Consider the following 25,336-nt stretch of genomic DNA (forward strand, 5'->3'; position numbering starts at 1 on the left):
GTGGCGGTTCGCCCATCTATTGCCGACGTCTCGCGGCTGCGGTCGCCGCTTCGTCAAGTTCGCCCCCCGCAATGATGACGCCGTAATCCTGCTGCGCCATATCCACGGTCAGCAGACCGTCCCTGACATCCGCAAGAACGGCCTGCGGCTCGCGCTGCCAAGGATCGCCGTACCCGCCGCCACAAGGCCCTTCGCAAACCAGCCGCTCACCTTCCTTGACCTGGAAATAGGCGACCTTCGATGGCAGATCGGAGATCGAGCCATCCCTGCGGTGCAATAGCATCCTGGCAGGCCGCCCCTCGGCACCGCCATCAAATCCCCAAGGCTTGACTGAATGCCCCTCGCCCTCAATCGAGAAGCCGGCGTCCGACAGAAAGGTGAACTCGCGCACCGCGCCCACACCGCCGCGCCACCGACCAGGCACGCAGCGATCATCAAGCAGCTCGTAGCGGTCGCAACGGACCGGGATGTGGCTTTCTATATCCTCGATTGGATTGTTCCGCGTGTTGGCGTAAAGCGTGTCCACGGCATCCATGCCGTCCTTGCCGAAACGGCCGCCATAGGCGCCCTCCATGATCTCCATATGGACCCAATGATCTGACTGGTCGAGCCCGGACAGCGCAACAATCCGAAGGTTTCCGACACCCGCCGAAACATTCTCGGGGACGATTTGCGCCAGGGCCTTCATCACGGTGTCCGCCAGCTGATTGCCCGGACAAAAACGCGCGATCACGGGCGCCGGGAAGATTGGGTTTGCCAGGCAACCCTTTGGCGCGACGATGGTGATCGGGCGGATCAGGCCGGCGTTCTGCGGGATGGTTCCATATTCAACGCTGTCGAGAAGGATCGACCGGACCGTCAACCAGACGGCGCAGTCGGTCGTCCCGACGAAGGGCATGTTGATCGGGCGGTCGCTAACCTGGGGTGCCGTGCCCGTCAGATCGACGGTCATGCTGTCGCCCCGGATCTTGACCGTTGCAGCAATCGGCAGATGCCGGCGCGCAGGATCGGGATCGTCCAGATATCCGTCGATATGACTGATGGCGCTGTAGTCCCCGTCAGGCAGAGCCGCGATGGCCGCGCGCATCAAGCGTTCCGAATAGTCCATCAGATCGCTGCAGGCGTCGCGAAACGCCGTTTCACCATACAGCGTGACAAGGTCGCGATAACGCTCGGCGCCGATCCGCGCCGCCTTGATCTGCGCCTCCATATCGCCAACGACCAGATGGGGAACGCGGATATTGCCGTTCAGGATGTGCCACACGGGGTCCACCCGGCGACCTGCGTCATACACCTTGACGGCTTTGAACTGCAAACCCTCGGCATAGCAGTCCACTGCCTCGACAATGCCGCAACTGCCGGGGGTTTGTGCCCCGATATCCAGATGGTGCGCCGTGGTCGCGGAAAATCCCATCAACCTGTCCTGCACGAAGACTGGTACGACGAACGCGACATCCGGCCCGTGCGAGGCACCGCCATAGGGGTCGTTGTGCATGATGACGTCCCCCTCTTGCAGGGTTTCGCCGCGGGACTCCAGAACCTCCAGGATGTTCCGGATATAGCCGGGAATTGGCCCGGATTGCAGCGGCGTCGAAAAGGCGCATTCGCACAGCTGGCGACCCGTTTCATCGGTCAATGCCGCCCCGAAATCCTCGGATTCGCGGATGATCGAAGAATAGGCCATGCGCATCAGCTTGTGACCCATCTCGATGGCGATGTTATCCAAGGCGCCCTGGATGACCGAGGCAGTGACGGGATCGATGCGTTGGTTCATGCCGGCTCTCCCATCGTGATAAGCAGGCTGCCCGAGGGCAGGACCCGGAATGTGGCGTCAGGGGGCACGATGGTTGTGCTGTCCTTCTGCGTGACAATGGCGGGCCCGGGAACAACCTGATCCACCGGCAGATGCGCACGGCGATAGACTGAAGTCTGATGACTGGCCAGTATTCCTCCAACCCGGAAGACGACATCGACAGTGCGCACCAGCGCAGCCTCAATCGTGCCCCCTTGCGGCGCCTTCATCGCTTCCAGCTTGGGCAGCTTTGCCGATGCGGTGCAACGCAGATTTACCACCTCGATGGGGCTGGACTGAAAGTCATGCCCGTATTCGGCCTTGTGGGCCGAGTGAAATGCCTGCCACACAGACTGTATGGCATCGTCCGTGACGATCCCTTCTGGCAACGCGATGCCGAGCTCGTATCCCTGGCCCTGATAACGCAGGTCCGCCGTTCGTGCGTATATGATCTGATCCGGGCCAACATTGTCCCGCGCGAACTGGTCCGTCAGCTGCCGCATCATCTCGCCCAGGTCGGAATTCATGCGATCCAGATCGATCGCGCCGGACACCTGAAACTGAGTGCGGCGCAGATCATACTTCAAATCCGTGGTCAGCAAACCCATTGCCGAGGTGATGCCCGGATGCGGCGGGACAAGAACCTCCGGTATCGACAGCATCCGGGCCACCTCGGCGCCGTGCAGCGGCCCCGCGCCGCCCATCGCGACCAGTGCAAAGCCCCGTGGATCAATGCCCTTCTGAACTGTCCGGGATCGGATCGCATTGGCCATATTCGCGTTCAAGATGGTCAGCACACCCTCGGCCGCCTCTTCGGCCGACAGACCCAGTCGGGTCGCCAGATCTGCGATCACACGCCGCGACGCTTCGACGTCCAATTCCATTTCGCCGCCCAGGAAATCCTGCGCTGCAAGTCGGCCCAACACGACATTGGCGTCTGTCACCGTAGGTTCGGTGCCGCCACGCCCATAGGCTGCGGGACCCGGCTCTGCCCCCGCGCTGTGCGGGCCTACGCGGAACGCGCCGCCGCGGTCCTGCCACGCAATCGAACCTCCGCCGGCACCGATGGTGTGGATGTCCAGCATCGGCATCAGCAACGGAAACCCGGCGATCGAGGTCGAGCGGGCGTCGGTCTCGGACACATTTCCATCAATGACGATGCCGATATCTGCGGACGTGCCGCCGATGTCGAACGTGATCAGGCGGTTGCGTCCATCCTGTTCTCCGATCCAGGCGCCGCCAAGAACACCTGCCGCCAGCCCCGATTGCAGCGTCAGGGCAGGCTGTTCGACGACCATTTTCGGTGTCGCGACGCCTCCGTTCGACGCCATCACCCGCAGCTCGGCGGACATGCCGAGTTCATTCAGTGCTCGGTCCAGCCGCGCAATATAGCCGTCGACTTTCGGGCCGATAAAGCACGCCAAGGCAGCCGTCGTAAAGCGCTCGAACTCGCGGAACTGCGGCGAGACAAAGGACGATGTCGTGACAAAGGCACCGGGCATCTCCTCAAGCACGATGTCACGCGCCCGGTTTTCATGATCCGGATTGATGAACGAAAAGAGAAAACAGATGGCAACGGCCTCCACGCCTTCGGCACGCAGTTCGCGCGCGGCGCGTCGGACGGCATCCTCGTCGAGCGGCACAAGTTCGGCACCAGAGGGCGGGACAAGCCGGCCAGGTACCGTCTTGCGATGGCGCCGCAGGATCAATGGGCGCGCCTGCCATGGGATGTCCTGGCGGATCGAGTAATGCGCTGGCCGTTGATGGCGGCCGATGTGAAGGATGTCGCGGAATCCGTCGTTCGTAATCATGCCGCAGACGGCGCCCCTGCCTTCAAGGACGGCATTGGTGGCAGTGGTCGTCCCATGAAAGACATAGTCGATCAGGTCGAGACCGATATCGTTGCGCTCGCACAACTCGACGATCCCGCGCATCACGCCCTGCGACGGGTCGGTGGGTGTCGTCGAGACCTTGTGGATGGCGATCGCGCCACTTTCTGTGTCGCTGTACACCAGATCCGTAAACGTGCCGCCGACATCGACGCCGATCATTTTCATGAGCAAACTCCGCCCCTGCGTATGTGATTTATGAATTCATAAGTCACACCGGATTGGCAAGATTTGGTGCGTGTCATTTGCGCCCATCCCGGAGATGCGAAAAAACACGGCGTTCTTCTGCCCCTGGTGGCAAAGTAAAGGCCACACAGACAAGGGCAGACGCGTCAGGCGGAGTGGTAACTGGCACTTCGCAAGTAGTTTCGGAAAAGTGTCTTCTGTATCCTGTGCGAATGCCTCCCGAGAACACACTTCGGAATTTCCGCGTTCCATAATGTCACTTGAGCAGCATCTTGAGCTGCCCGCACAAGAGATTGCGCCGCGACAACAATGCAATCGTCGCTCGACAAGCTGGCGGTAGGGGCCATGGCCGCAGGGGCTTCATGGCAGACATGGAGCCCCGCAAGCCGCCAACGTCCCAACCAGTTCGATGCGGCACCGTTCCCCGTGGCGAACCTCGCGGCCGCGTTCGCCCCGCTATCCGCGCGAAAACTTCACCGCGCCCCCGACGATGGCTTTTTCCACCCGAACCTCATGCAGGGTTTCGGGGTCGGTTGCGAAAGGATCGCGGTCAAGCAGGCAAAGATCAGCCAACATGCCCGGCCGCAGCTGTCCTTTCAGATGCTCTTCCCGCCCGGCATAGGCGCCCAATGTCGTATAGGCCTCGACGGCCTCATAGACCTCGATGGACTGTCGCCGGTCCAGCGACGCGCCACTGCTCGTCCGCCGGTTCACCAGCGCGGACATTGCGGCGAAGGGATTGGCCGTGCAGACCGGCGCGTCCGAATGCGCGGGCGCGATCACACCCGCGTCGATCATCGCTCGGTGAGGCCAGAAATCGGCCATCGCCCCGGCGCCGCGATTGGCAAGATGGGCATCCCCCAGATCCCAGGCGAACCCCGCCGCAGAAGAGCAGATGATCCCGTTCCGCCGCAGCCCCTCCAGGTTCTCGGGCGTCACCGCGCAGCAGTGTTCGATCCGCAGACGATGATCGGTACAGGCCCCTTCCGAAAGCACATCCTCATAAATGCGGATGACCTCGGCGATGGCCCGGTCCCCCATGGCGTCGGTACAGACGATCATCCCAAGATCCAGCGCCTCGCGTACACGGGCCCGATGCTGATCGGGGTCAAGCAGAAGGGTGCCGCAATACCCCGGGGGTTCGTCCTTCAGCGGTGTTCCGACATAGGGTGTATGATAGGCTGCGGTCCTGCCCGACGTGCTGCCGTCGCCCACCCATTCGACGCCGATCAGCTTTAGCCATTCGTCACCAAAGCCGCTGCGGTAACCGGCGCGCAGCGTCGCCCGCACAAGATCCTCATCTCGCCCGGTGACAAGAAAACCCACCCGCAGATGCAGTTCACCCGCATCACGCATGTCCTGATAGGCGCGGATGGCCTGGGTCTGGGTCAAGCTGTTGTGGATCGAAGTGATCCCGAATGACAGATACTCGTCCAGAACCCGCCCAAGCCCGGCGCGAAAGTCCTCCTTGGTATAGTCCGCCTGAATATGTTCGATGACGATATGCGCCGCCCGCGCGCGCAAGAGGCCCGTCGGCTCGCCGTCGGTGGCGGAACGTTCGATCGTCCCAAAGGGCGGGTCAGCCTGCGCTGCCGTGAACCCCACGGCGTGGAGCGCGGCGGTGTTCGCCATTCCCATCTGGGCGCAGCGGCGGTAGATCAGAACCGGGCGCCCCGCTGCGGCCTCGTCAAGCTCGGCGCGGGTCGGATAGCCGCCGTGAAGAATATCGTCAAAGCGATAGCCGGCGAACCAGTAGTCCTGCGGCTTGCCCGCCAGGTTTTCACGGATCAGGCGCAGGACCTGTTCGCGGGTGGTGACGGCGCCGTCGGAAAAATCATGCCAGCGGCCCAGGCGGGCGCCGGTCATGTCAGGGTGGCAGTGGCTGTCGATCAGGCCCGGAAGGCCTGTCCGGCCCTCGCAGTCGATGATGGCAACGTCGGCGCCCGCCAGCGCGCAGATCTCTTTCGTGCTGCCGGTCGCGACGATGCGCCCGCCAGCAATCGCCAGGGCCTCGATCGTGCGGCCCGGCGCCTCCATCGTATAGAGCCTGCCGTTCACGACGACGGTATCGATCAGCTTTGTCTGCAGCATGTCCGCATCCGGCAGGGCAGGGATGATGGGCCGGCAGAACAGATCCGCCGGCCATCCGGGTGAATGCTCACAGGAGCATCATCCTGTTGAACTTGTCGATGACCTCGGGACGGTTATGGGCCCACCATTCATGCTGGTAGGGCACCATCTGCCGATAGTTTTCCGGTGCTGTGGGCAGAATCCTCAGCACCTCCTCCGGCAGGTAGTTGGCGGAATCGACATTGGTGAAGCCATAGGGCAGCAGCGCCGAATAACGCGCCTGGGCGATAGCAGAACTGCTGAAGGCCGCGAACTTCTGCGCGTTCGACAGGTTCGGGGCGCCCTTGGGGATCAGCCAGGCGTTGTTGAGCACGGTGCCACCGTTCCAGACGAGTTCGACCGGCTGACCTTCCTGCTTGGCAGCTTCGATCCGGCCGTTCCACGCGGTCACCAGCGGTGCCTCGGCATCCAGCAGGATCTGCATGTGCTGCGCGCCGGCCTCCCACCATTTCACGATCTCGGGCTTGATTTCGGCAAGTTTGGCGATCGCGCGGTCGATGTCGATGGGGTAGACCTGATCCATCGGCACCCCGTCGGCAAGCAGCGCGCCCACCAGTTCGGGAACATTGCCCTTGGTTGCGATCGGCAGCGAGCGGGCACCGGGGAACCGTTCGGTGTCGAAGAAATCCGCCCAGCCGGTTGGCCCTTCGGGGAAGACGTCGGTGCGATAGGCGATCATCTGGGCGTAGGACACAATGTCCAGGCCGTGCTCGGAGCGGAAATCATCTGTCACGCCGTCTTCGACGAGGCTGTAGTCGATGGGTTCCAGGTAGTCGCCCTGGGCCATCAGCTCGATCATTGTGCCACGCCCGATCTGGCAGATATCCCATTCCACAGTTCCGGTGTCGACCATGGCCTTCAGCCTCGCCGGATCGGGCCCGATCGCCTCGACAACGCGAATGCCGCAAAGCCGTTCGAAGGGCTCGAACCACGCGGCCCGCTGCATCTCGGTGCCGATGCCGCCCCAGGTGACCACGACGACCTCACCCGATCCCTTCCAGGCGTCGGGGATCGTCTCAAAGTCGGGCATCGAACCGAGGTCCTGCGCCAAGGCGCGCGAGATCCACGGCGGACCGGCCATTGCCAGTGCGGCGGCGCCGCCGAATATCCTGAGGAAATCGCGCCGTGCCGTGGGGGGTACCTGAACGCTGGCGCGCAGGCGGCGGATGAGTTCTGCTTCACGCTCGCTCATGATTGCTCCTTTTTCCCTGTTGTGACTGACCGCTCTCTCTGGGCGATCATGTTGTGGGAGGATAAGGCACGGCCGCTTCTTTACGCAAGGATCATATCTCATACGATCCACTTTATATGCCATCCTAAACGTTTGGTATATTATTTAAGGCGAGTTCAGACGGTCATCGGGCGCGATTCAGGACAAGGATCAAGCCGGCACAGGTCAGGGTCACGGCGCCGATTCCCATGAACAGCCCACCGGGGCCGAACCTTTCCATGCATACGCCCGCAAGAATCGGCCCCAGAAAGCCTCCCGCGGCCCAGCACAGCAGCAACGCACCCGAAAGGGCGACCGGCGCCTCGCTGCCCGCGCGTTCAAACGCCGACGAATGGGCGATGGCATAGACGGGCAGGGTGCACCCGCCCATCACCGCGCAGAGCGCAAAGATTGCTGCGACCGACGCGATGCCGCCCAGCAACAGGATTGTCGCCGCGATGAAGGTGACTGCCATCGCTGCCAGAATGACGCCCTGACGGCTCCGGTTGTCGGCGAGCCAGGCCAACGGCCACTGGAAAAGGAACGACCCCGACTGGACTGTAACGGCAAGCAGGGCCGCGGTGGCGGGCGCCAGCCCCGCGATGATGCCCCAACCCGGCGCCATGAAAACGAGCGTCGAGCCAACTGCGCCGACATAGGTGATCGCGACCGCAGACATCAGCGGCACGCCTTTCATCGCGCGCAACATCGCGATGCCGGACCGCGGGGCGGGCCGCATATCCTTGCCAAGGAGGATCACCAGCGCGGCGCAGGCCGAGAGGTAAAGAGCAGCTGGCAGGGCCGTCGCCCCTGCCGACTGTGCCCAACCCGTGGCCGCGAGCGCCTGACCGCCCATCATCGCGAGCCGGCCCCAGAAGTTGAACAGGCTGAATATGCGGGTCCGCCAGCCGCTTGCGGCGGTGGTGTTGATCCAGCTCTCGAACACGACCACCGATCCCGCGCCGCAGAATCCCATCGCCGCCCGCAGCACCGTCCAGCTTTCCTGCGGCACCAGGGCGAGCAGAAGGCTGCATGTCGCCTGGACCACCATGCAGAACACGAATGCGGTCCGGCTGCCCAGAAGGCCGATCAGCGCAGGTGCCGTAAGGCACCCCAGCGCGAAACCGGCGGAATAGCTTGCAGTAACATGGCCAAGCAGATCGCTCCCGCCCGGGCCCAAGCCGATCAGAAGCGGGATCGTCGTCCCCAGGAAACCAGCGGCGAGCTGGCTGGAGCCGCCACTGAGAAAGGCCAGGCTGTAGCTTGCGGGTCGCGCGGGTCCCTGCATTGGCATGCCACCTGCTGCCGGGCGGGGTTCAGATCATGGCTTCGATCAGGAACGGGCCCTGTGTTGACATTGCCTGCGTCACCGCAGCCTCCAGTTCCGCTACCGTGGTGGCCCGGGCGGCGTCGACGCCTTGCGCCTGCGCCAGCCCCACCCAATCTATCGCCGGATCATCAAGGTTGAGCATCCGCCGGGCGTTTTCGCCGATGGCGTCGACGCCCACGCGCTTCATCTCGCCGTGCAGGGTCGCGTAGGTGCGGTTGGAAAAGACGACCGTCAGAATATTCATCCGTTCCCGCGCATGGGTCCAGAGCGCCTGACAGGTATACATGCCGCTGCCATCGGCCTGGAGACAAATGACCTTGCGACCGGGGCAGGCAATCGCAGCCCCGGCCGCCAACGGCAGGCCGATCCCGATAGCGCCGCCGGTAAGATCCAGCAGGTCGTGGCGTGGAGCGCCGCAGGACTGTTCGCGAAAGCGCCAGCCCGTGGTGATGGACTCGTCCACCACGATCGCCTCTTCAGGCAGCGCCCGGGCGAGGACGGCGGTGACGCTCTCTCCGCTCAGGGGACCTTCGGCGGGGCGTTCGGCACGGACAGGCGGCTGCACGACAGGTTCAGTTCCCGCGGCGCCCAGGGCGGCGGCAAGATCCGCCAGCGCCGAGGCAAGATCCGCCTCGGGCCCGGCGTATTCCAGGATCTGCGTGTCGGGCCGCGTCGGCACGCTGGGCGCACCCGGATAGGCAAAGAAGGCGACCGGCGCGATTGCGCCAACCAGCACCAGAAGGTCGACCGTTTCCATCGCCGTCATTGCAGCCTCGATCCGGTAGGGTACAGGCTCTACCGCGACCCGGCCGGCGCCCCTCTGAATCCTTCCGACCGAGGTGGGGGTCATGAGGCGGATGCCGCAATGGGCGGCAATGCGTCCGGCCTCGCGCAACGCGCCCTCGCGCAGCGCCACTCCGTCCAGCATCAGCGCGACCTGCCGACCTTCTTTCAACGCGGTCTCGATCTCCGCGATGACAGGCTTGGCGGCGGGCGCCGGGGCAGGCCGGCGGGCGGCCACGGGCGTTTCGGCGGCGACCTCGCTCCAGGCGGTGTCGGCAGGCAGGATCAGTGTGGCGACACCAGGACCAGACACCGCTGCCACCCATGCGTCGTTCAGGTCGCGCGCAAGTTGGGCCACATCGTCGGTGCTGCGCACCCAGTTGGACATGGGGCGCGCCAGCGCCTCGACATCCGAGGCAAGCGGCGCCTCATAGCTGCGGTGATAGGTGGCGTGGTTCCCCACGATGTTGATGATCGGCGTACGCGCCCGCCGCGCGTTATGCAGGTTGGCAAGCCCGTTCGCGAGGCCAGGCCCCAGATGCAGCAGGGTCGCCGCCGGTTTGTCCGCCATCCGGGCATATCCGTCGGCTGCGCCTGTGACCACGCCTTCGAACAGACCCAGCACACAACGCAGCTGCGGCTTTCGGTCCAGTGCTGCGACGAAGTGCATTTCCGAAGTGCCGGGATTGGCAAAGCAGACCTCCACCTCGTTTGCCAGAAGCGCGTCGCAAAGAAGATCGGCACCATTCATGTCGGGTTCTCCAGGGGGCAGGATCAGAAGAGGCGGGGCATCAGCTGTTCGACTGGGCGGCCTCCCCAGTCGTAGCGCGCGACCTCGGCGATGGATGCGCGCTGTGCCGCTTCAAGCCGCTCCGTCGCATCCTCAGGGTCGAAGGCAAGCGCCGCGCCGTTACGCACGACCTGACGCCCATCGACATAGACGTCGCGGATCGCGCGCTCCCCCGACGAAAAGATCAGGCTGCGCAACGGATCATAAAGCGGACGCATCGAGGGGTGGGTCAGATCGACGGTAAAGAAATCGGCCTTGGCGCCCGGCGCGATGCGGCCGATGTCGTCGCGGCCCAGTGCCTTTGCCCCGCCAAGCGTCGCTGCCTCGATCATCTGCCGTGCCGTCGCGCCCTCGATATCGCGGGCGGTGACGCGGGCGGTATAGATGCCGGTGCGCATTTCCTCGATGAAGTTATGGGGGTAGGTGTCGGTGCCGATGCCGATATTGACGCCTGCGCGAAGATAGTCGCCCATGTTTTGCAGGCTGATGCCGCGCCGGGCAAAGACAGTCGGACAATGGGCCACTGTGGTACCGGTTTCAGCCAGCAGCGCCAGGTCGCGCCGGTCGGGCCAGCGAATCCAGTCGTGGTGATCGAGGAAGATGCCGTGGCCCACGATCATGTCGGGACCAAGAAGGCCAAGCTCCTCCAGCCAGCCTATCGGGGTCAGGCCGTGACGCCGCATGATCTCCTGAAAGTCCACGACGCTCTGAGAGGCATGGGTCTGGATGGGAATGCCGCGCCTGCGCGCTTCGACCAGCGAGTCCTTGAACATCCGGGCCGAACAGGTGTCGATCTGCGCCGGCACGATCATGCCGCCGAGGCGCCCGCAAGGATGGGCGATCGCGGCATCGACCTCGGCCAGTGCCGCGATCATCCGCCGTTCGCCCGCGGCCTCGTCCCAGTCGTATTTGACCTCATGGCCGTTGTCGGTGAACCAGCGGGCCTCGCGGAACATGGGCGCGGCATAGGCCCGCATTCCGCTGGCCGCCAGGGTGTCGATCCAGCCGACATGCGGGGTGGACAGATCACAGATCGTGGTGACGCCGCTCTGCATCAGTTCGCTCAGCGCGACCTCGGTCGCGGCGACCATACCTTCGTGGGTGGTGTCAAACAGGAACAGGTATTCGTAAAGCGAGCTCATGTAGAGCTTGCGGCTGCCCACTTCCTCGGTCAGCCCCTTGAGCATCGTCTCATAGCCCGGATGGGCATGGATATCGATGAAACCGGGGCTGACCATCAGCCCCTTTCCGTCGATCACCTGCCCGATGTCTTCGGGCGCGAGGGTCGTCGGATCGACAAAGCGGTCGCCCCGAAAGGCGACATCCGCACCGCGCCGATAGCTATGCGAGCCAAGGTCGGAATCATAGGCCAGCAGCCAGTCGACATCGCGGATCAGCGTGGCCTTGTCTTCTGCGGTCATTCTTATTTCCCTTCGCTCTCGGAAAGCTGCGCGCCGAGGTAGATCGTGTATTCCTCGACGTGATCCAGAAACTGACCAACGCGTTCCGCGGCCTTGGCCTCGTCGCCTTCGGCCACGGCCTCACCGATCGCGATGTGGAATTCGGTCAGGGTCTCTTCGCGGTAGTGCCGCAGGTAAAGGTCGCGATGGGCCACCCAGAAGCGACGCGAAAGGGAATAGAGCGGCAGGATCTGGCCAAGAAAAGGGTTGCGCGACAGATCCACCAGAAGCCGGATGAAGCGCCTGTCCAACCGCAGGAGTAGCTGGCTTTGTCCCGTCCCCAGAAGTTCCCGGAAATGGGCGACCACGCGCTCGACCGCCTCGGCCTCGGCGCGGCTGCGGCGTCGCGCTGCTGCCGGGACCAGCACGCTTTCAAGCGCGCGGCGGGTTTCCAACACCTTCATCTGCAACGGGAAGTTGATGTCGCGCACCACCATTCCGCGCCGGGGCAGCCAGATCAGCAAGCCGTCGGCGGCCAGCCGCAGCAATGCCTCGCGTATCGGGGTGCGGCCGATGCCAAGCTGCGCAGCCAGCGTCGCCTCGACCAGACGCGACCCAGGGGCGAGCTCCAACATCACGATCAGATCCTCGATCCTTTCGTAGGCGTGATCGACCTGGCTGTCGGATTCCTCCCGAAGTTCGGGCAGCGTGGGCGGGATCATCAAAACTCCTCAAGCTCCAGCGGGGACAGTTCTTCGACCGGGCGTCCGGCCCAATCGCCCGGCCCGATCCGCGACCAGATGCGTTCAGCCGCCTCTTGCAATGCACGCGCTGCGCCCGTCCCGTCAACCCGCAGAAGCCTGCGGTCCGCCATCAGCCATTCGCCGTCGACCATCACATGATGCAGGTCCTCCGCCTCGGCATAGAATACAAGATTCCGAAGCGGATCGCGCATGGGCGCAAGCGAAAAGCCGGCCATGTCCCAGATCAGCAGGTCAGCTTTGGCCCCCAGGCCGATCCGGCCCAGATCGTCACGTCCCAGAACCCGCGCGGGCGCAAGGGTGGCGGCGTCGAACACCTCGCGCGCGGTGGCGACGCGACAGTCCCGGTCCGCAACTTTGGACAGGATCGACGCGGCTCGCATCGCCCGCAGCATGGATTGCGGCGCCGTATCGCTGCCAAGGCACATGTTGACGCCGGCATCCAGATACCGCGCGAATGACTCCATCACAATCCCGCGCCGGGCGAAGACCCAGGCGCAATGGGCGACCGAGGCGCCGTGTTCGGCAAGGATCTGGGTATCCCGCCCCGGATAGTTGATCCACGAGTTGCCCGAGGTGAAGATCGTGTGTCCAAGGATCGTGCGCGGCGAAAGGAAGTCCTGGCTTGCGAGCCATTCCACCGGCGTCATGCCCTCGCGCTGGATCATCTCCTGGAACTCGAACACCGCCTCGGCCGTGTGCAGGGTGATGGGGATGTCCAGTTCCTCGGCCACGGCGCGGGTGCGCGCCAGCAGTTCGGGCGTCGCCATGGCGACCTGCATCGGCGTAAGCATGGCCCTGATGCGCCCGCCGGCCCGGCCATCGACGCGGTGAGCAAAGGCGACGGCGGCGTCCAGCCCGTCCATCCCGCCGTCCGGCTTCCAGTCATACTGCATCCGGCGTCCGTCGCGCGTACGCCAGCGGGCCGACCCATAGCCCTCGCCGATATAGGCGCGCAGACCGGCACGCTCTGCCGCGTCGGCGGTGTAGTCGCCCAGCCAGCCGATTTCGAACACGGTGGTGGTGCCGCTACGGGTCAGTTCGGCCATGGAAAAGTCCACAGCCGCGCGTTCGGCGTCGCCGTCCATCGCCGCGCCCATCGCCGGCAGGAGTTCCGGCAGGCCCGAGAAATAGAAGCCCGGCTTGCCCACGTCCTCGACATAGGACCGGTCGTAGGGCGCGCTGGTCATATGCGCGTGCATGTCGATCAGCCCGGGCGTAAGCAGACCCTGCGGCAGGTCGATGCGCTGGTCGAACGTGCCCTCGACCTTGCCGCCGGTAACGTGGGCGATGCGAGACCCTTCGATCACGACCGATCCGTTGCGCAGCAGCCGATGTGCGCCGTCCCGATAGGCGATTACCCAGCCACAGGTCAGAAGAATTCGCCTGGGCGTCATGTGCTGTCCCCGCTGTTGGTCCCGTTGCGCCGGCGCGCGCGCGACTGCAGCCAGGAGGAGGTGAAGAACAACGAGATCGAAACCGTGATCGCTATGACGGAGACCGCGGCCAACGTGGGGTCCAGCGACGAGCGCATGCTTTCCCACATGCGCAGCGGCAGCGTGACCTGACTGGGTCCCGAGATGAAAAGCGCCACGATCAGTTCATCGAAGGAGGTGATAAAGGCGAACAGAGCCCCCGCCGCGATCCCGGGCCGGATGATTGGCAGGGTGACAAGCTGAAAGGTGCGCAGGGAACTGGCCCCGAGGTTTTGCGCCGCCATTTCCAGCCGCCGGTCCAGCCCCTGCAACGCGGCGGACACGTTCACGACGACGAACGGAACCGCCAGCGTCGTATGCGCGACCGCAATGGCCACCGGAGAGCCGATCAGTTTCACCCGGGCATAGAAGAAGTAGATCGCGATCGCGACGATCACCCCCGGAATGATCAACGGCGAAAGGATGAGGGCGAGCAGCAGCTTCTTGCCCCGGAAGGAGCTTCGCACAAGCCCGAGTGCCCCCAGGGTTCCCAGAATCGTCGCGGCCACCGTCACAAGCAGGGCGATCCAGATGCTCAGCCAGGCCGAGCGCAGCCATTCGGGCCGGGAGATCAGCCGCTCGTACCACTGGAGGCTGAAACCGGGAGGTGGAAAGCTGAGAAAGCTCCCCGCCGAAAGCGAGGTCGGCACGATCACGAAGATCGGCAGGATCAGGAAAAGCGCGACAGCGAAAGCCATGACGGCCAGAACGGCCTGCGTCACCGGTCCCGAAACACGGATCGAACGGTGCTGCATTATCGCGGTCCCCCCAGAATTCGGTCCATGCTCAGGACCCGGCTGACGGCCAGCAGCGCCAGCAGCGTCGTGACCAGAAGGATCGCGGCGATGGCCGAGGCGGTGTCCCAACGGTAAAGATCGACCTCTTGCGCGATCAGCATGGACAGCGTCATGTCCGAAGGGCCGCCCACCAGGGCGGGCGTGATGTAAAAGCCAAGCGCCAGCACAAAGACCAGAATGCAGCCGGCCACGACGCCGGGCATCGACAGCGGCAGGATGACATGGCGAAACACGGCCACCGGTCCCGCGCCCAGGTTCTCGGCGGCCGACACAAGGCGGCCGTCAATCCCCTTCAGCGTAGACAGGATCGGCAGGATCATGAACGGCAAAAGCACGTGGATCATGCCGATATAAACGGCAAATGTCGTGTTCAGCATCCTGATCGGCTGCTCCACCACCCCGATCCAGATCAGGAAGCCGTTGATCACTCCACGCTGCCCCAACAGCACCATCCATGCATAGGACCGGATCAGGATGCTGGTCCAGAACGGGATCAGAACGATGGCCATCAGTATCAGGGCCGTCCTCTCGCCGGTCGTGACGATGAAATAGGCCAGGGGATAGGCAAGGATCAGCGTCAGGAATGTGGTGCCGACCGCGATCTTTACCGTGTAGCTGAAAACCTTGATCACGACCTCGGAGCCGAACGCCGCGGCATAAGGTGCGAAATCGCCTTCCGGGCCGGCGCTGCGCCCAAGCATCAGGATCACGGGCAGCACGTAAAAGGCGAGCAGGAAGGCCAGAAGCGGCACGACAAGCAGCGCGGGACTTGGCGAGATGCGTTTCATGACAGCGCCTGTCCGTCGGCAAAGACGCGCATCTGGCCCACGGGCCAGTCCAGGCTGAGCCGGGTTCCGCGGGATATGGCAGAAGATCCGTCGCTGATCTGCACCTTGGACAAAAGTGCGGTGCCGTCCGGCAACGTGATGTCATAGCGGCGGTGATCGCCGACATAAGTCACGTCGTGTACCATCGCGGGTCCCTGATCGTCGGGATGAAAGCGCAGATGTTCTGGCCGGACCAGCACCTTTACCTCTTTGCCGGGGACGCGGCTGCGTGTGGGCAGGGTGACGGCACCGCCGCCCATGTCGATCGTGACAGTGTCGTCTGCGGCGGCAAGGACCGGGCGCTTCACCAGATTGGACTCCCCCAGAAAGCCTGCGACGAATTCATCCTGCGGTTCGCGATACAGGGCTTCAGGCTGGCCGATCTGGGCAATCCGGCCGTCCCGCATCACGCAGATGCGGTCGGACATGGTCATCGCCTCTTCCTGGTCATGGGTAACATAGACGACGGTGACACCCAGTTCGCGCTGGATGCGCTTGATCTCGATCTGAAGATGGCTGCGAAGATATTTGTCCAGCGCCGACAGCGGTTCGTCCATCAGCAGAACGGGGGGGCGGAAGACGATCGCACGGGCAAGGGCCACGCGCTGCTGCTGGCCACCCGAAAGCTGGGCAGGATAGCGGCCGGCAAAGGACGACAGGCCGACGATCTCCAGCATGCCGGCGACGGTCCTTGCCCGGGCGCGGCCAGAGATGCCGCGCATCCGCAAGGGAAAGCCGACGTTCTGTTCCACCGTCATATGCGGAAAGAGGGCATAGTTCTGAAAAACCATTCCGATGTTGCGCCGCGCCGGGGGCACATGCGTCACTTCTCGGTCGCCAACAAAGATCTGGCCGCCGCTCGGGGTTTCGAACCCGGCAAGCATCATCAGTGTCGTTGTCTTGCCGGATCCGGAGGGTCCAAGGAACGAAAGGAATTCGCCCGCCTGCACGTCGATGTCCAGCGGGTGAACGGCGGTGAAGGTCCCGTAGGTCTTGCACAGCCCCGTAAGGCGCACGGGGCTGCCGCCAACCGCTGCATGCTGGGTGCTGAAGGAACTCTCCACGGCCGTACCCCTTCGTGTTTGTACAACACGATTATTCACGTCCTGAACAAGGAAACAATATGCTATATGCAGAGTTTCGTATATTATCTGCGGATCGGGAAAAGTAACACGCGGCGGGCCTGACAGACCCCTGAAATATGGCTCGCCGGGAGGGGGGTTTCCCTGTCAGGCTGGATGAGGGGGATCCACTCTCCAACTGCGGCATGTCTGGGTACGAGTGTCAGTGGACCATGTCGAACGCAGCCTTACGCTCGGCGCCGCCCTACGCTCATGTGACCTTGGCCGACACCATGAAGTCATGCCAATTTTCCACCACGGTACGGCCCCTGAAGCAAGGACCTCCCCCCGATTTCCCGCGAACCGGGCCTTCCGGATCGGTACCGAGACTTCGGTGGTTCTCGAGTGCCTCTCGCCCCGGACATCGTCCGGCTTTTCGCGCTTGGGGTCCGGCTGGGTCAGCATCGATCATCCGCCGGACTTTCCATTGCATGGCGAGTTCCCTTACTGGGAGTTGAAGCGAGTTCAGTTCTGTCGTTCCGCCAATTTCCCGGCTTGAACCGACAGCAAGTTCCAAAGGCAGGTCCTACCTGACCAGAACCGTGTCATATTGCGCTGCGAGGGCTTCGACGCCGGCCGGGAAGGCCGCGGCCAGGCGCGAAAACATCTCCTCGACACCGCCCGACGTGAAGAGCACCGCAGTTGAAGTGGTGGTCCTTTCCGAGGAAGCGGCGCATGGGGGTGGGCGCGATTGGCGCATCGCAGCGATTTGGCCGAATTGCGATCCCTCACCTTTTGAGGCCGCCACCTGCGATTTTCGTTGGCACGACGCGTCCCCCCTTGCGGGTGGGTATTGGATGCGAGGAATGGGACCACTTGGCGGTCGGTCAAAGCAGGACTTTCGGCGCCTCTATCCGGCAGACACAATGGAAAAACCCCCGCCGGGCCGGGCGGGGGTCATGGACGAGGGGCCTGCCCATGCGGGCAGACCGGGTTCTGGGTTGCCCCGCGCTCGGGCCGGGGCGCCACCCTTGGGCCGGCGCGTCAGGCGGCGGGCAACAGCAGTGCCTGCGCCTCTGCCGGCCCAAGGGCCTCGGGACGCTCGCAGCTTGTTTCCATCGCGACGAAGAGCCCGGTTTCACCCGAGGCGAGGATCGCCGTCATAACCTCGATCCCGTGCAGCGCCAGATCGAGCGAGCAGCGATGCGGCCGCCCGTCAATGATCGCCGCGGCCATGTCGGCAAGGCCGGCAGTGCGGTAGTTCGCCAATTGCCGGCCCTCGCCGTGGGTCTGGTTCGGCACGCCGAACGGGTGGTCCCATACGGCCGAAGGCTGGATGGCGCCGCCGCGCCCCGCCTGTTCCACCGCGCCGCCGAAGAAGTTGGGATCGGGCAGGAAAAGCGAACCTTCGCTGCCGTAAAGCTCCATGTGTGCGCGCTTGTGCGCCCAGACATCCCAACTGGTCGAGATCGTGAAGGTCGCGCCATTCGCGAAATCCAGCAGCGCGTGGATGTTCGTCGGTGTGCGCACCGGGATCACCTCGCCGTTCCGGGGCTCCGATGTGATGGTACGGGTGGGGCTCGGCGCATTGGCCAGCGCCGCCACCCGCCGCACTGGCCCGATCATGTTGATCAGGTTCGACAGGTAATATGGCCCGAGGTCGAGCATCGGCCCGCCGCCCGGCAGGAAGAAGAAGTCGGGGTTCGGGTGCCAGTGTTCCATCCCGTGCGACATGACCGCGGCGCCGCCGGCGACGACGTCGCCGATCTTGCCTTCGTCGATCAGGTGGCGCGCATACTGGTGCGACCCGCCAAGGAAGGTGTCGGGCGCGCAGCCGACCCGCAGACCGCGTTCGGCGGCCAGCGTGCGCAGCTCCAGCCCCTCGGCCATGCTGAGAACCAGCGGCTTTTCGGAATAGACATGCTTGCCGGCCATCAGCGCCGCCCGCGACACGGCGAAATGCGCGTCGGGAATGGTGAGGTTCACCACGATGTCGATGGCCGGATCGGCCAGCAGGTCGTCGACGCTATGGGCCTTGATGCCGAAACTGTCAGCCCGGGCCTGGGCCACAACGGGGTTCAGGTCGGCGCAGGCCACCACCTCGATTCCGCGGAACAGTGGCGCGAGCGTGAGATAGGTGAGCGAGATGTTGCCGCAGCCGACGATGCCGAGGCGGAGCCGGTCGGAGCCGGCCTCAGAAAGCGGCGATGGCGCGGGATGCAAAACGGTGGTGGTCATCGGGATTGTCGTGCTCCATGACGAAAAACTGGCAGTTGGTGTTGTCGAGGGCGGCGATCAGCGCCGGCCAGTCGAGGGTGCCGTGGCCGGGATCGGCCCAGCCATCCTCATGCGTGTTCATGCCCGCGGGGGCGATGTCCTTGACATGGGCGGCGGTGATGCGGCGGCCGTGGCGGGCGATCCAGTCAAAGGGGTCGCCGCCGCCGCGCACGATCCAGGCGATGTCGGCCTCCCATTCCAGATCGGGGCCGCCCGCGAGGATCGCCTCCATCGGGATGGTGCCGTCGGGCAGGGGGGCGAATTCGAAATCGTGGTTGTGCCAGCCAAAGCCGAGGCCCGCCGCCCGCAGGGGTTCGCCCGCCGCCTGAAGCCGCGCGCCGAAATCGCGCCAGCCGGCGGCATCGGCCGGGCGATCCTCGGCCACGAGATAGGGGATAAAGACCTTCTGCAGCCCCAGTCGCCGGGCGATGGCGATCACGCGGTCGGGGTCATCCTCGACCATCTGCAGGGGCAGGTGGGCGGTGGGCATCGAAAGGCCGCTTGCCTTCAGCGCGGCTTCAAGCTCATTGACGCCGGAAGGGTCGGTGAACATGCCCCCGAACCCCTCGACCTGCACATAGCCGAGCGAGGCGAGGAGTTTCAGCGTCTCGGTCAGGGGCGGAAAGTTCCGCGAGCTCCAGAGTTGATAGGAAAAGGCGGTCATCCGGGTCTCCTTGGATGTGAAAGGGCGTCAGAGGCGGGCTTCGCTGTTCGCGTCGAAGATCGAGGCGCGGCCCATGTCGAGCCCGATCCAGACCGTTTCGCCCGCCCCGAAACGGCGGTCGGCAGGGGCGCGCACGGTGACTGCATCGGTCCCGGCGCGCAGCCACACCAGGCTGTCGGCGCCCATCGGCTCTTCAAGCTCCACCACCGCGGGGATCGCGCCGGGCTGCGGTTCGGAATGGAGCGTCAGGTGTTCGGGACGCAGCCCGAGGATCGCGCGGCCGAGATCCAGCAGCGGCCCGCCCTCATAGCCCGCGGTGGGCAAAAGCTGGTCGCCATAGCGGAAGGCCGCGCCCCCCTGCACCAGCGAGCCGTTGACGAAGTTCATCGCCGGCGAGCCGATGAAGCCCGCCACAAAGAGGTTCGCGGGGCGGTTATAGATCACCTGCGGGTCGGCAAGCTGCTGGATCACGCCGCCGCGCATGACGGCGATCCGGTCGGCGAGTGTCAGCGCCTCGATCTGGTCATGGGTCACATAGACCATCGTGTTGCCGAGCCGGGTGTGCAGCCGCTTGAGTTCCACCCGCAGTTCTGCGCGCAGTTTCGCGTCGAGGTTCGAGAGCGGTTCGTCGAACAGGAACACGTCCACGTCGCGCACCAGCGCGCGGCCGATCGCGACGCGCTGTTTCTGCCCGCCCGACAGCGCCGAGGGCTTGCGGTCGAGCAGCGGGCCGATCTGCAGGATCTCGGCGGCGCGGTCGACGCGGGCGTCGATCTCGGCCTTGGGCATCCGCTTGTTCTTCAGTCCGAAGCTGAGATTTCCGCGCACCGTCATCTGCGGGTAAAGCGCGTAGGACTGGAACACCATGCCGATGCCGCGCCGCGCCGGTTCTTCCCAGGTCACGTTGCGGTTCTTGATGAAGATCTGCCCTTCGGTAACATCGAGAAGCCCCGCGATGCAGTTCAGGAGCGTGGACTTGCCGCAGCCCGAGGGGCCGAGGAGCACCAGAAACTCACCATCCCGGATATCGAGGTTGAGCGTGTCGAGAACGGTGAGCCCCCCGAAGGACAGCGACAGGTCGCGGATGGAGATGCTTTGCATTTGGGTCATCCCTTTACGGCGCCCGCGGCGATGCCGCGCACGAAGAGTTTGCCGGAAACGAAGTAGATGAGGAGCGGCACGGCCCCGGTCAGAAGGGTCGCGGCCATGTTGACATTGTATTCCCGCACGCCCTGCACCGAGTTGACGATGTTGTTGAGCTGGACCGTCATCGGGTAGCTGTCGGGCCGGGTGTAGATCACGCCGAAGAGGAAATCGTTCCAGATCCCCGTGACCTGAAGGATCAGTGCCACCACGAGGATCGGCAGGCTCATCGGCAGCATGATGCGGAAGAAGATCCCCCAGAAGCCCGCCCCGTCGACCCGCGCGGCCTTGACCAGTTCTTCCGGCAGGGCGGCGAAGTAGTTGCGGAAGAGAAGCGTGAGGATCGGCATCCCGAAGATCGTGTGCACGAGCACGAGACCCCAGATGCTGCCGTAAAGCCCCAGTTCCCGCAGCAGGATCACGATCGGGTAGATCATCACCTGATAGGGGATGAAGGCGCCCACGATGAGGATGGTAAAGAACACCTCAGACCCGCGGAAGCGCCAGTGCGACAGGGCATAGCCGTTGACCGAGGCGATGGCGACCGAGAGGATCACCGAGGGGATCAGGATGCGCACCGAGTTCATGAACCCGCGGCTGAGCCCGTCGCAGTTGAGGCCTGTGCAGGCCTCGGACCAGGCCTTGACCCACGGCTCGAAGGTGATTTCCACCGGGGGCGCGAAGACATTGCCGAGCCGGATTTCCGGCATTCCCTTGAGCGAGGTCACCACCATCACATAGAGCGGCAGGAGGTAATAGAGCGAGACGAGCGCCAGCGTGCCGTAAATCAGGATGTTGCGGCGCGAAAACCGGGGCCGGGGGCGGGGGCCGCGCGGCTCGGCGCGCATCGGCGCCCGGACGGGCCCGGTCAGGGGGATGTCAGCCACGGCGCTTTCCTCCGAATTGCAGATAGGCCCAGGGGATGAGGATGATCGCGACCGACAGAAGCATCATGGTCGAGGCGGCAAAGCCCTGACCGAGGTTCTGTGACCGGAACATGTGGTCATAGACGTATTTCGCCGGCACTTCGGACGCGATGCCGGGCCCCCCCGAGGTCTGGGCGACCACAAGGTCGTAGACCTTGACGATGCCGGTCGCGATCAGCACCAGCGCCGTGACGAAGACCGGCCGCATCATCGGGATGATGATGAAGAGATAGGTTTTCCAGGTGGGGATGCCGTCGACGCGGGCGGCCTTCCAGATCTCCTCGTCGATGCCGCGCAGGCCGGCCAGCATGATGCACATGATAAGGCCGGTGCCCTGCCAGAGGCCGGCGATCAGGATGCCGTAGATCACGATATCGGCGTTATAGAGCGGGTCGAAGGTGAAGCCCGTCCAGCCCATGCTGCGTACGATCGCCTGCACCCCGAAATCCGGGTTGAGGATCCACTGCCAGACAAGCCCGGTCACGATGAAGCTGAGCGCGAAGGGGTAAAGCAGGACGGTGCGGAAGACGCTTTCGAAGCGGATCTTCTGGTCCAGCAGGGCCGCGAGCAGAAAGCCGATCACAAGGCTGAGCACCATCATGAAGAACCCGAAGATCGCGAGGTTCTCGATCGAGACGATCCAGCGGTTCGTGGACCAGAGCCGTTCGTATTGCGCGAGCCCCACGAAATCGGTGCGCGGCAGAAGGCGCGAGGAGGTGAAGGAATGCACCACCGTCCAGATCGTGCAGCCGACGAAGATCACGAGCGCCGTGGCGATCATCGGCAGGGCCGCGATCTTGGCGCTGAGATTGCGCAAAAGCCGGGGCGGGCGCCGGGTGGCCTGTTCGGGACGGCCGGCCGCCGCATCGAGCGCGGGGTCCATCGTCGCGAGCGCGGGGCGGGGGGTCGGGGACATCGGGCCTCCTTCCGGTTGGGTTCGGTTCTGGCGAGGCGGGGCCTCGGGCGAGGGCGGAAGCGCCCGAGGTCCGGGGCGGGGAGCTTCGGAATGGGGTGCGGGCCTGCCGTCGGCCGCGGCTTCGGGCCGGGGGGCTTCGGGCTGGTCCGGGTCGGGGTTGCGGGGTTCGGCCCCGTCGGGTCTGGTCTTGTCCGGATGAGTCAAGCGGAACCTGGGATGAGCGATGCGAGGCAAAGGGGCCGGGCCGCAGGCGGGAGGCGCCCGCGGCCCGTGCCTATCCGGAACGGTCAGTCGGCGCTGGCGATGATATCGGCGAACCGTTCCTGCGCCGCCTCGGGGGTCATCGAGCTGTCGTTCCAGAATTCCACCATCAGGTCCTCGATCTGGGCCTGGGTGTCAGGGGTGATGATCATGGCGAGATCCGGCAGCGTGTCGCCGCGCGCAAGGATTTCGAGGCCCCGCTGCATGCAGTCATTCGCCGCCGCCATGTCGATATCGCCGCGCACCGGCAGCGAGCCCTTGCGCAGGTTGAAGGCCACCTGCACCTCGGGCGAGATCAGGTGCGAGGCGAGCGCGAACTGGCCTTCCTGCACCGCCGGGTCGCGGTTCACCGGGAAGTAGATCGCATCGCCCCCGGTCGAGATGATCTCGTTCACGCCGAGACCGGGAAGGCAGGTGTAATCCTCGCCCGCGACAAGACCGGCCATCGCGAATTCGCCCTGCGCCCAGTCACCCATGACCTGACCGCCGGCGGTGCCGGTTATGACCATGTTGGTGGCCTGGTTCCAGTCCTGCACATTGGTGCCGGCGGACATCTGGCGGGCGGTGTCGGCGGCCTCGAACACGGCGGCGAATTCGGGGCCACGGGCGGTGTCCGCGTCCTTGTCGACATAGACGCGGGTCCAGGCATCCAGCCCGCCGATGGCGCTGGCCATCACGCTGAAGGTGCCGTTGGCCTGCCAGGGCTGCATCCCCATGGCGAGCGGGATCTTGCCTGCCTCGCGCAGGGCGGGGGCGGCGGCCACGAATTCGTTCCAGTTGGTCGGCACCTCGAGCCCCGCATCCTCGAACGCCTGATGCGAGAGCCAGAGCCACTGCCAGGAATGGATGTTGAGCGGCACGCAATAGACCCGGCCCTCGACCGTGCAGGCATCCAGAAGCGAGACCGGCTGCACGATGTCGCGCCAGCCCTCGGCCTCGGCCAGTTCGGTGAGGTCGAGCATCAGCCCCGCCTCGACCAGTTCCTCGGCCTGGCGGCCATGGTTCAGCTGGGTCGCGGCCATCGGGTCGCCGCCCAGGATGCGGCTGATGATGATGGGCCGCGCGATCCCCGACCCGCCGGCCAGCGCGCCGTCGACCCAGGTGTGGCCGGTGTTCCTTTCCTCGAAAAGACGCGCGACTTCGGAAGCCGCTGCTGCCTCGCCGCCCGAGGTCCACCAATGGGTGATTTCGAGATTGGCCGCGGTGGCAGAGGTCGCGAAAGGCAGTGACAGGGCCGCAACACACAACCCGTAGGGGTAACGTTTCATCTTCTCCTCCCAGAGCAAAGACGCTAATCTAAATCGTTATAGGAAAAACTATAACGTTGATGTTGCCGCTAGCAAGGAAAATTTCATGCCAGTCGTTAACAACTTTAGCGCGCAGATAGCCCCGCAGATAGCCCCCTTGACCAGCCCCTTTTCCAAAGCGGTGGCGGAGGGTTGCGGGGCGACGGGTCAGGGTCCCTGTCCTGTCGAAGGCGCGAGGGGCTGTGCGGCGGGGGCCGTGACTTTCGCGTCGGGGGCTGCAAGATGACGGTCGGGAAACAAGCTGCGGCGCCGATGACGATGACAGATGATTCGCCCCCGACGGGCCCGGACCACCGCCTTGACGCGGGCGAGGGGCGTCCGACGCTCAAGACCATCGCGCAGCGGACGGGGCTGGCCGTGGCGACGGTGTCGCGCGCGCTCAAGGATGCGCCCGATATCGGTGAAGAGACCAAGCGCCGCGTGCGTGAGGTCGCCCGCGACCTCGGCTATCGCCCGAACCGGGCGGGGGTGCGGCTGCGGACCGGCAAGACGAACGTGATCGCGCTGGTCATGTCGACCGAACACGACGTGATGAACCATACCGCGCGTCTGATCTATTCGATCGCGGGGGCGCTGCGGGAAACGCCCTATCACCTGATCGTCGCCCCCTTCTTTGCAAGCGAGGACCCGATGCAGCCGATCCGCTATCTGGTCGAGAGCGGGTCGGCCGACGGGATCATCATCAACCAGACCCGCCCCGAGGACCCGCGCGTTGCCTATATGTCCGCGCGGGGCGTGCCCTTTGCCACCCATGGCCGCACCGCGATGGGCATCCCGCATCCCTTTGCGGATTTCGACAACGCGGCCTATGGCGCGATGGCGGTGCGGCGGCTTGCGGCGGCGGGGCGGCGGCGCGTCCTGCTGATCGCGCCTCCGCGCGGCCAGACTTATGCCGAGCACATGATCGAGGGCGCCCGTGCCGCCGCGCCCGAGGCGGGGGTCGACCTGGTGCTGGCCGACGGGATCAGCAGCGACGACAGCAGCGGCCGGGTCGAGGCCGCGCTGCGCGCGATACCGGACGATGCCTGGTGCGACGGCATCATCTCGGGCTCGACCAACGCGGCGATGTGCGCGGTCGCGGCGGCGGAAAGCCGCGGCCAGCGGCTGGGCGCCGGGTTCGACGTCGTGGCGAAAGAGGCGGTCCCCTTTCTGCACCGGTTCCGGCGCGAGATGATCGTGGTGCGCGAGGACGTGACCGAGGCGGGCGATTTTCTGGCCCGCGCCGTCATGGCGGTGATCGCCGGCGCCGATCCCGCGGGCTGGCAGCATGTGGCGCTGCCGTCCTTTCAGGCGGCCCCGGCGCCGGGGGAGGACTGAACACACCCCAAGGCCCAGATGCTGTATGTTGGTTGCCGCCCGAATGTGCGCTATGTTGGCGTTGATGTCTGTTTTGTAACCGATTGACGAAAAG

General features: G+C 64.7%; 19 protein-coding genes. 1 reads left to right on the forward strand and 18 read right to left on the reverse strand.

Annotated features, from left to right (window positions below; genetic code table 11):
- Window positions 1–16: 16 nt before the first annotated feature.
- The 18 genes from ACFSGJ_RS01375 to ACFSGJ_RS01460 all read right to left on the reverse strand — a co-directional run bounded on the left by ACFSGJ_RS01375 (window position 17) and on the right by ACFSGJ_RS01460 (window position 23,886).
- A complete protein-coding gene (locus ACFSGJ_RS01375; protein WP_390258844.1) occupies window positions 17–1,774 on the reverse strand; it encodes a hydantoinase B/oxoprolinase family protein in 1,758 nt (585 codons plus the stop codon).
- Complete coding sequence (locus ACFSGJ_RS01380) at window positions 1,771–3,849, reverse strand: hydantoinase/oxoprolinase family protein (protein WP_390258846.1); 2,079 nt, start codon at window positions 3,847–3,849, stop codon at window positions 1,771–1,773. The genes ACFSGJ_RS01375 and ACFSGJ_RS01380 overlap by 4 nt, the downstream gene beginning before the upstream one ends.
- Before the next feature lie 474 nt (window positions 3,850–4,323).
- Window positions 4,324–5,958 carry an amidohydrolase gene (locus tag ACFSGJ_RS01385; protein ID WP_390258848.1) on the reverse strand — a complete coding sequence of 545 codons (1,635 nt, stop codon included), beginning with the start codon at window positions 5,956–5,958 and terminating at the stop codon, window positions 4,324–4,326.
- Between the two features lie 67 nt (window positions 5,959–6,025).
- Window positions 6,026–7,189 (reverse strand): ABC transporter substrate-binding protein, encoded by a 1,164-nt coding sequence (locus ACFSGJ_RS01390; protein WP_390258850.1) that lies wholly within the window; start codon window positions 7,187–7,189, stop codon window positions 6,026–6,028.
- A 163-nt stretch (window positions 7,190–7,352) separates the two neighbouring features.
- Window positions 7,353–8,495: an MFS transporter gene (locus ACFSGJ_RS01395; RefSeq protein ID WP_390258852.1), complete on the reverse strand. Its 1,143-nt coding sequence runs from the start codon at window positions 8,493–8,495 to the stop codon at window positions 7,353–7,355.
- A gap of 28 nt (window positions 8,496–8,523) precedes the next feature.
- Window positions 8,524–10,071 (reverse strand): acetolactate synthase large subunit, encoded by a 1,548-nt coding sequence (locus ACFSGJ_RS01400; protein ID WP_390258854.1) that lies wholly within the window; start codon window positions 10,069–10,071, stop codon window positions 8,524–8,526.
- 23 nt (window positions 10,072–10,094) lie between these two features.
- Window positions 10,095–11,531: an amidohydrolase family protein gene (locus tag ACFSGJ_RS01405; protein ID WP_390258856.1), complete on the reverse strand. Its 1,437-nt coding sequence runs from the start codon at window positions 11,529–11,531 to the stop codon at window positions 10,095–10,097.
- A 2-nt stretch (window positions 11,532–11,533) separates the two neighbouring features.
- On the reverse strand, window positions 11,534–12,232 hold the full coding sequence (locus ACFSGJ_RS01410) for a GntR family transcriptional regulator (RefSeq protein WP_390258857.1): 699 nt from the start codon (window positions 12,230–12,232) through the stop codon (window positions 11,534–11,536).
- A complete protein-coding gene (locus tag ACFSGJ_RS01415; protein WP_390258859.1) occupies window positions 12,232–13,668 on the reverse strand; it encodes an amidohydrolase family protein in 1,437 nt (478 codons plus the stop codon). Before ACFSGJ_RS01415 ends, ACFSGJ_RS01410 begins: the two co-directional genes overlap by 1 nt.
- Window positions 13,665–14,501, reverse strand: a complete 837-nt coding sequence (locus ACFSGJ_RS01420) for an ABC transporter permease (protein WP_390258861.1) — start codon at window positions 14,499–14,501, stop codon at window positions 13,665–13,667. Before ACFSGJ_RS01420 ends, ACFSGJ_RS01415 begins: the two co-directional genes overlap by 4 nt.
- Window positions 14,501–15,331 carry an ABC transporter permease gene (locus ACFSGJ_RS01425; RefSeq protein WP_390258863.1) on the reverse strand — a complete coding sequence of 277 codons (831 nt, stop codon included), beginning with the start codon at window positions 15,329–15,331 and terminating at the stop codon, window positions 14,501–14,503. Before ACFSGJ_RS01425 ends, ACFSGJ_RS01420 begins: the two co-directional genes overlap by 1 nt.
- Window positions 15,328–16,434: an ABC transporter ATP-binding protein gene (locus tag ACFSGJ_RS01430; protein WP_390258865.1), complete on the reverse strand. Its 1,107-nt coding sequence runs from the start codon at window positions 16,432–16,434 to the stop codon at window positions 15,328–15,330. The genes ACFSGJ_RS01425 and ACFSGJ_RS01430 overlap by 4 nt, the downstream gene beginning before the upstream one ends.
- A 1,041-nt stretch (window positions 16,435–17,475) precedes the next feature.
- Window positions 17,476–18,669 (reverse strand): Gfo/Idh/MocA family protein, encoded by a 1,194-nt coding sequence (locus ACFSGJ_RS01435; RefSeq protein ID WP_390258866.1) that lies wholly within the window; start codon window positions 18,667–18,669, stop codon window positions 17,476–17,478.
- A complete protein-coding gene (locus ACFSGJ_RS01440) occupies window positions 18,626–19,372 on the reverse strand; it encodes a sugar phosphate isomerase/epimerase family protein (protein ID WP_390258867.1) in 747 nt (248 codons plus the stop codon). The genes ACFSGJ_RS01435 and ACFSGJ_RS01440 overlap by 44 nt, the downstream gene beginning before the upstream one ends.
- Window positions 19,373–19,399: 27 nt before the next feature.
- On the reverse strand, window positions 19,400–20,482 hold the full coding sequence (locus tag ACFSGJ_RS01445; protein ID WP_390258868.1) for an ABC transporter ATP-binding protein: 1,083 nt from the start codon (window positions 20,480–20,482) through the stop codon (window positions 19,400–19,402).
- Complete coding sequence (locus ACFSGJ_RS01450) at window positions 20,479–21,363, reverse strand: carbohydrate ABC transporter permease (protein WP_390258957.1); 885 nt, start codon at window positions 21,361–21,363, stop codon at window positions 20,479–20,481. Before ACFSGJ_RS01450 ends, ACFSGJ_RS01445 begins: the two co-directional genes overlap by 4 nt.
- A gap of 31 nt (window positions 21,364–21,394) precedes the next feature.
- A complete protein-coding gene (locus ACFSGJ_RS01455) occupies window positions 21,395–22,222 on the reverse strand; it encodes a carbohydrate ABC transporter permease (protein ID WP_390258958.1) in 828 nt (275 codons plus the stop codon).
- 422 nt (window positions 22,223–22,644) lie between these two features.
- Window positions 22,645–23,886, reverse strand: a complete 1,242-nt coding sequence (locus ACFSGJ_RS01460; RefSeq protein WP_390258870.1) for an ABC transporter substrate-binding protein — start codon at window positions 23,884–23,886, stop codon at window positions 22,645–22,647.
- A gap of 291 nt (window positions 23,887–24,177) precedes the next feature.
- Here ACFSGJ_RS01460 and ACFSGJ_RS01465 point away from each other — a divergent pair, with 291 nt between their 5' ends.
- Window positions 24,178–25,242, forward strand: a complete 1,065-nt coding sequence (locus ACFSGJ_RS01465) for a LacI family transcriptional regulator (RefSeq protein ID WP_390258872.1) — start codon at window positions 24,178–24,180, stop codon at window positions 25,240–25,242.
- Window positions 25,243–25,336: the final 94 nt, after the last annotated feature.

Origin of the sequence: Halodurantibacterium flavum, from assembly GCF_042681825.1 — a bacterium.
Classification (GTDB): domain Bacteria; phylum Pseudomonadota; class Alphaproteobacteria; order Rhodobacterales; family Rhodobacteraceae; genus Halodurantibacterium; species Halodurantibacterium flavum.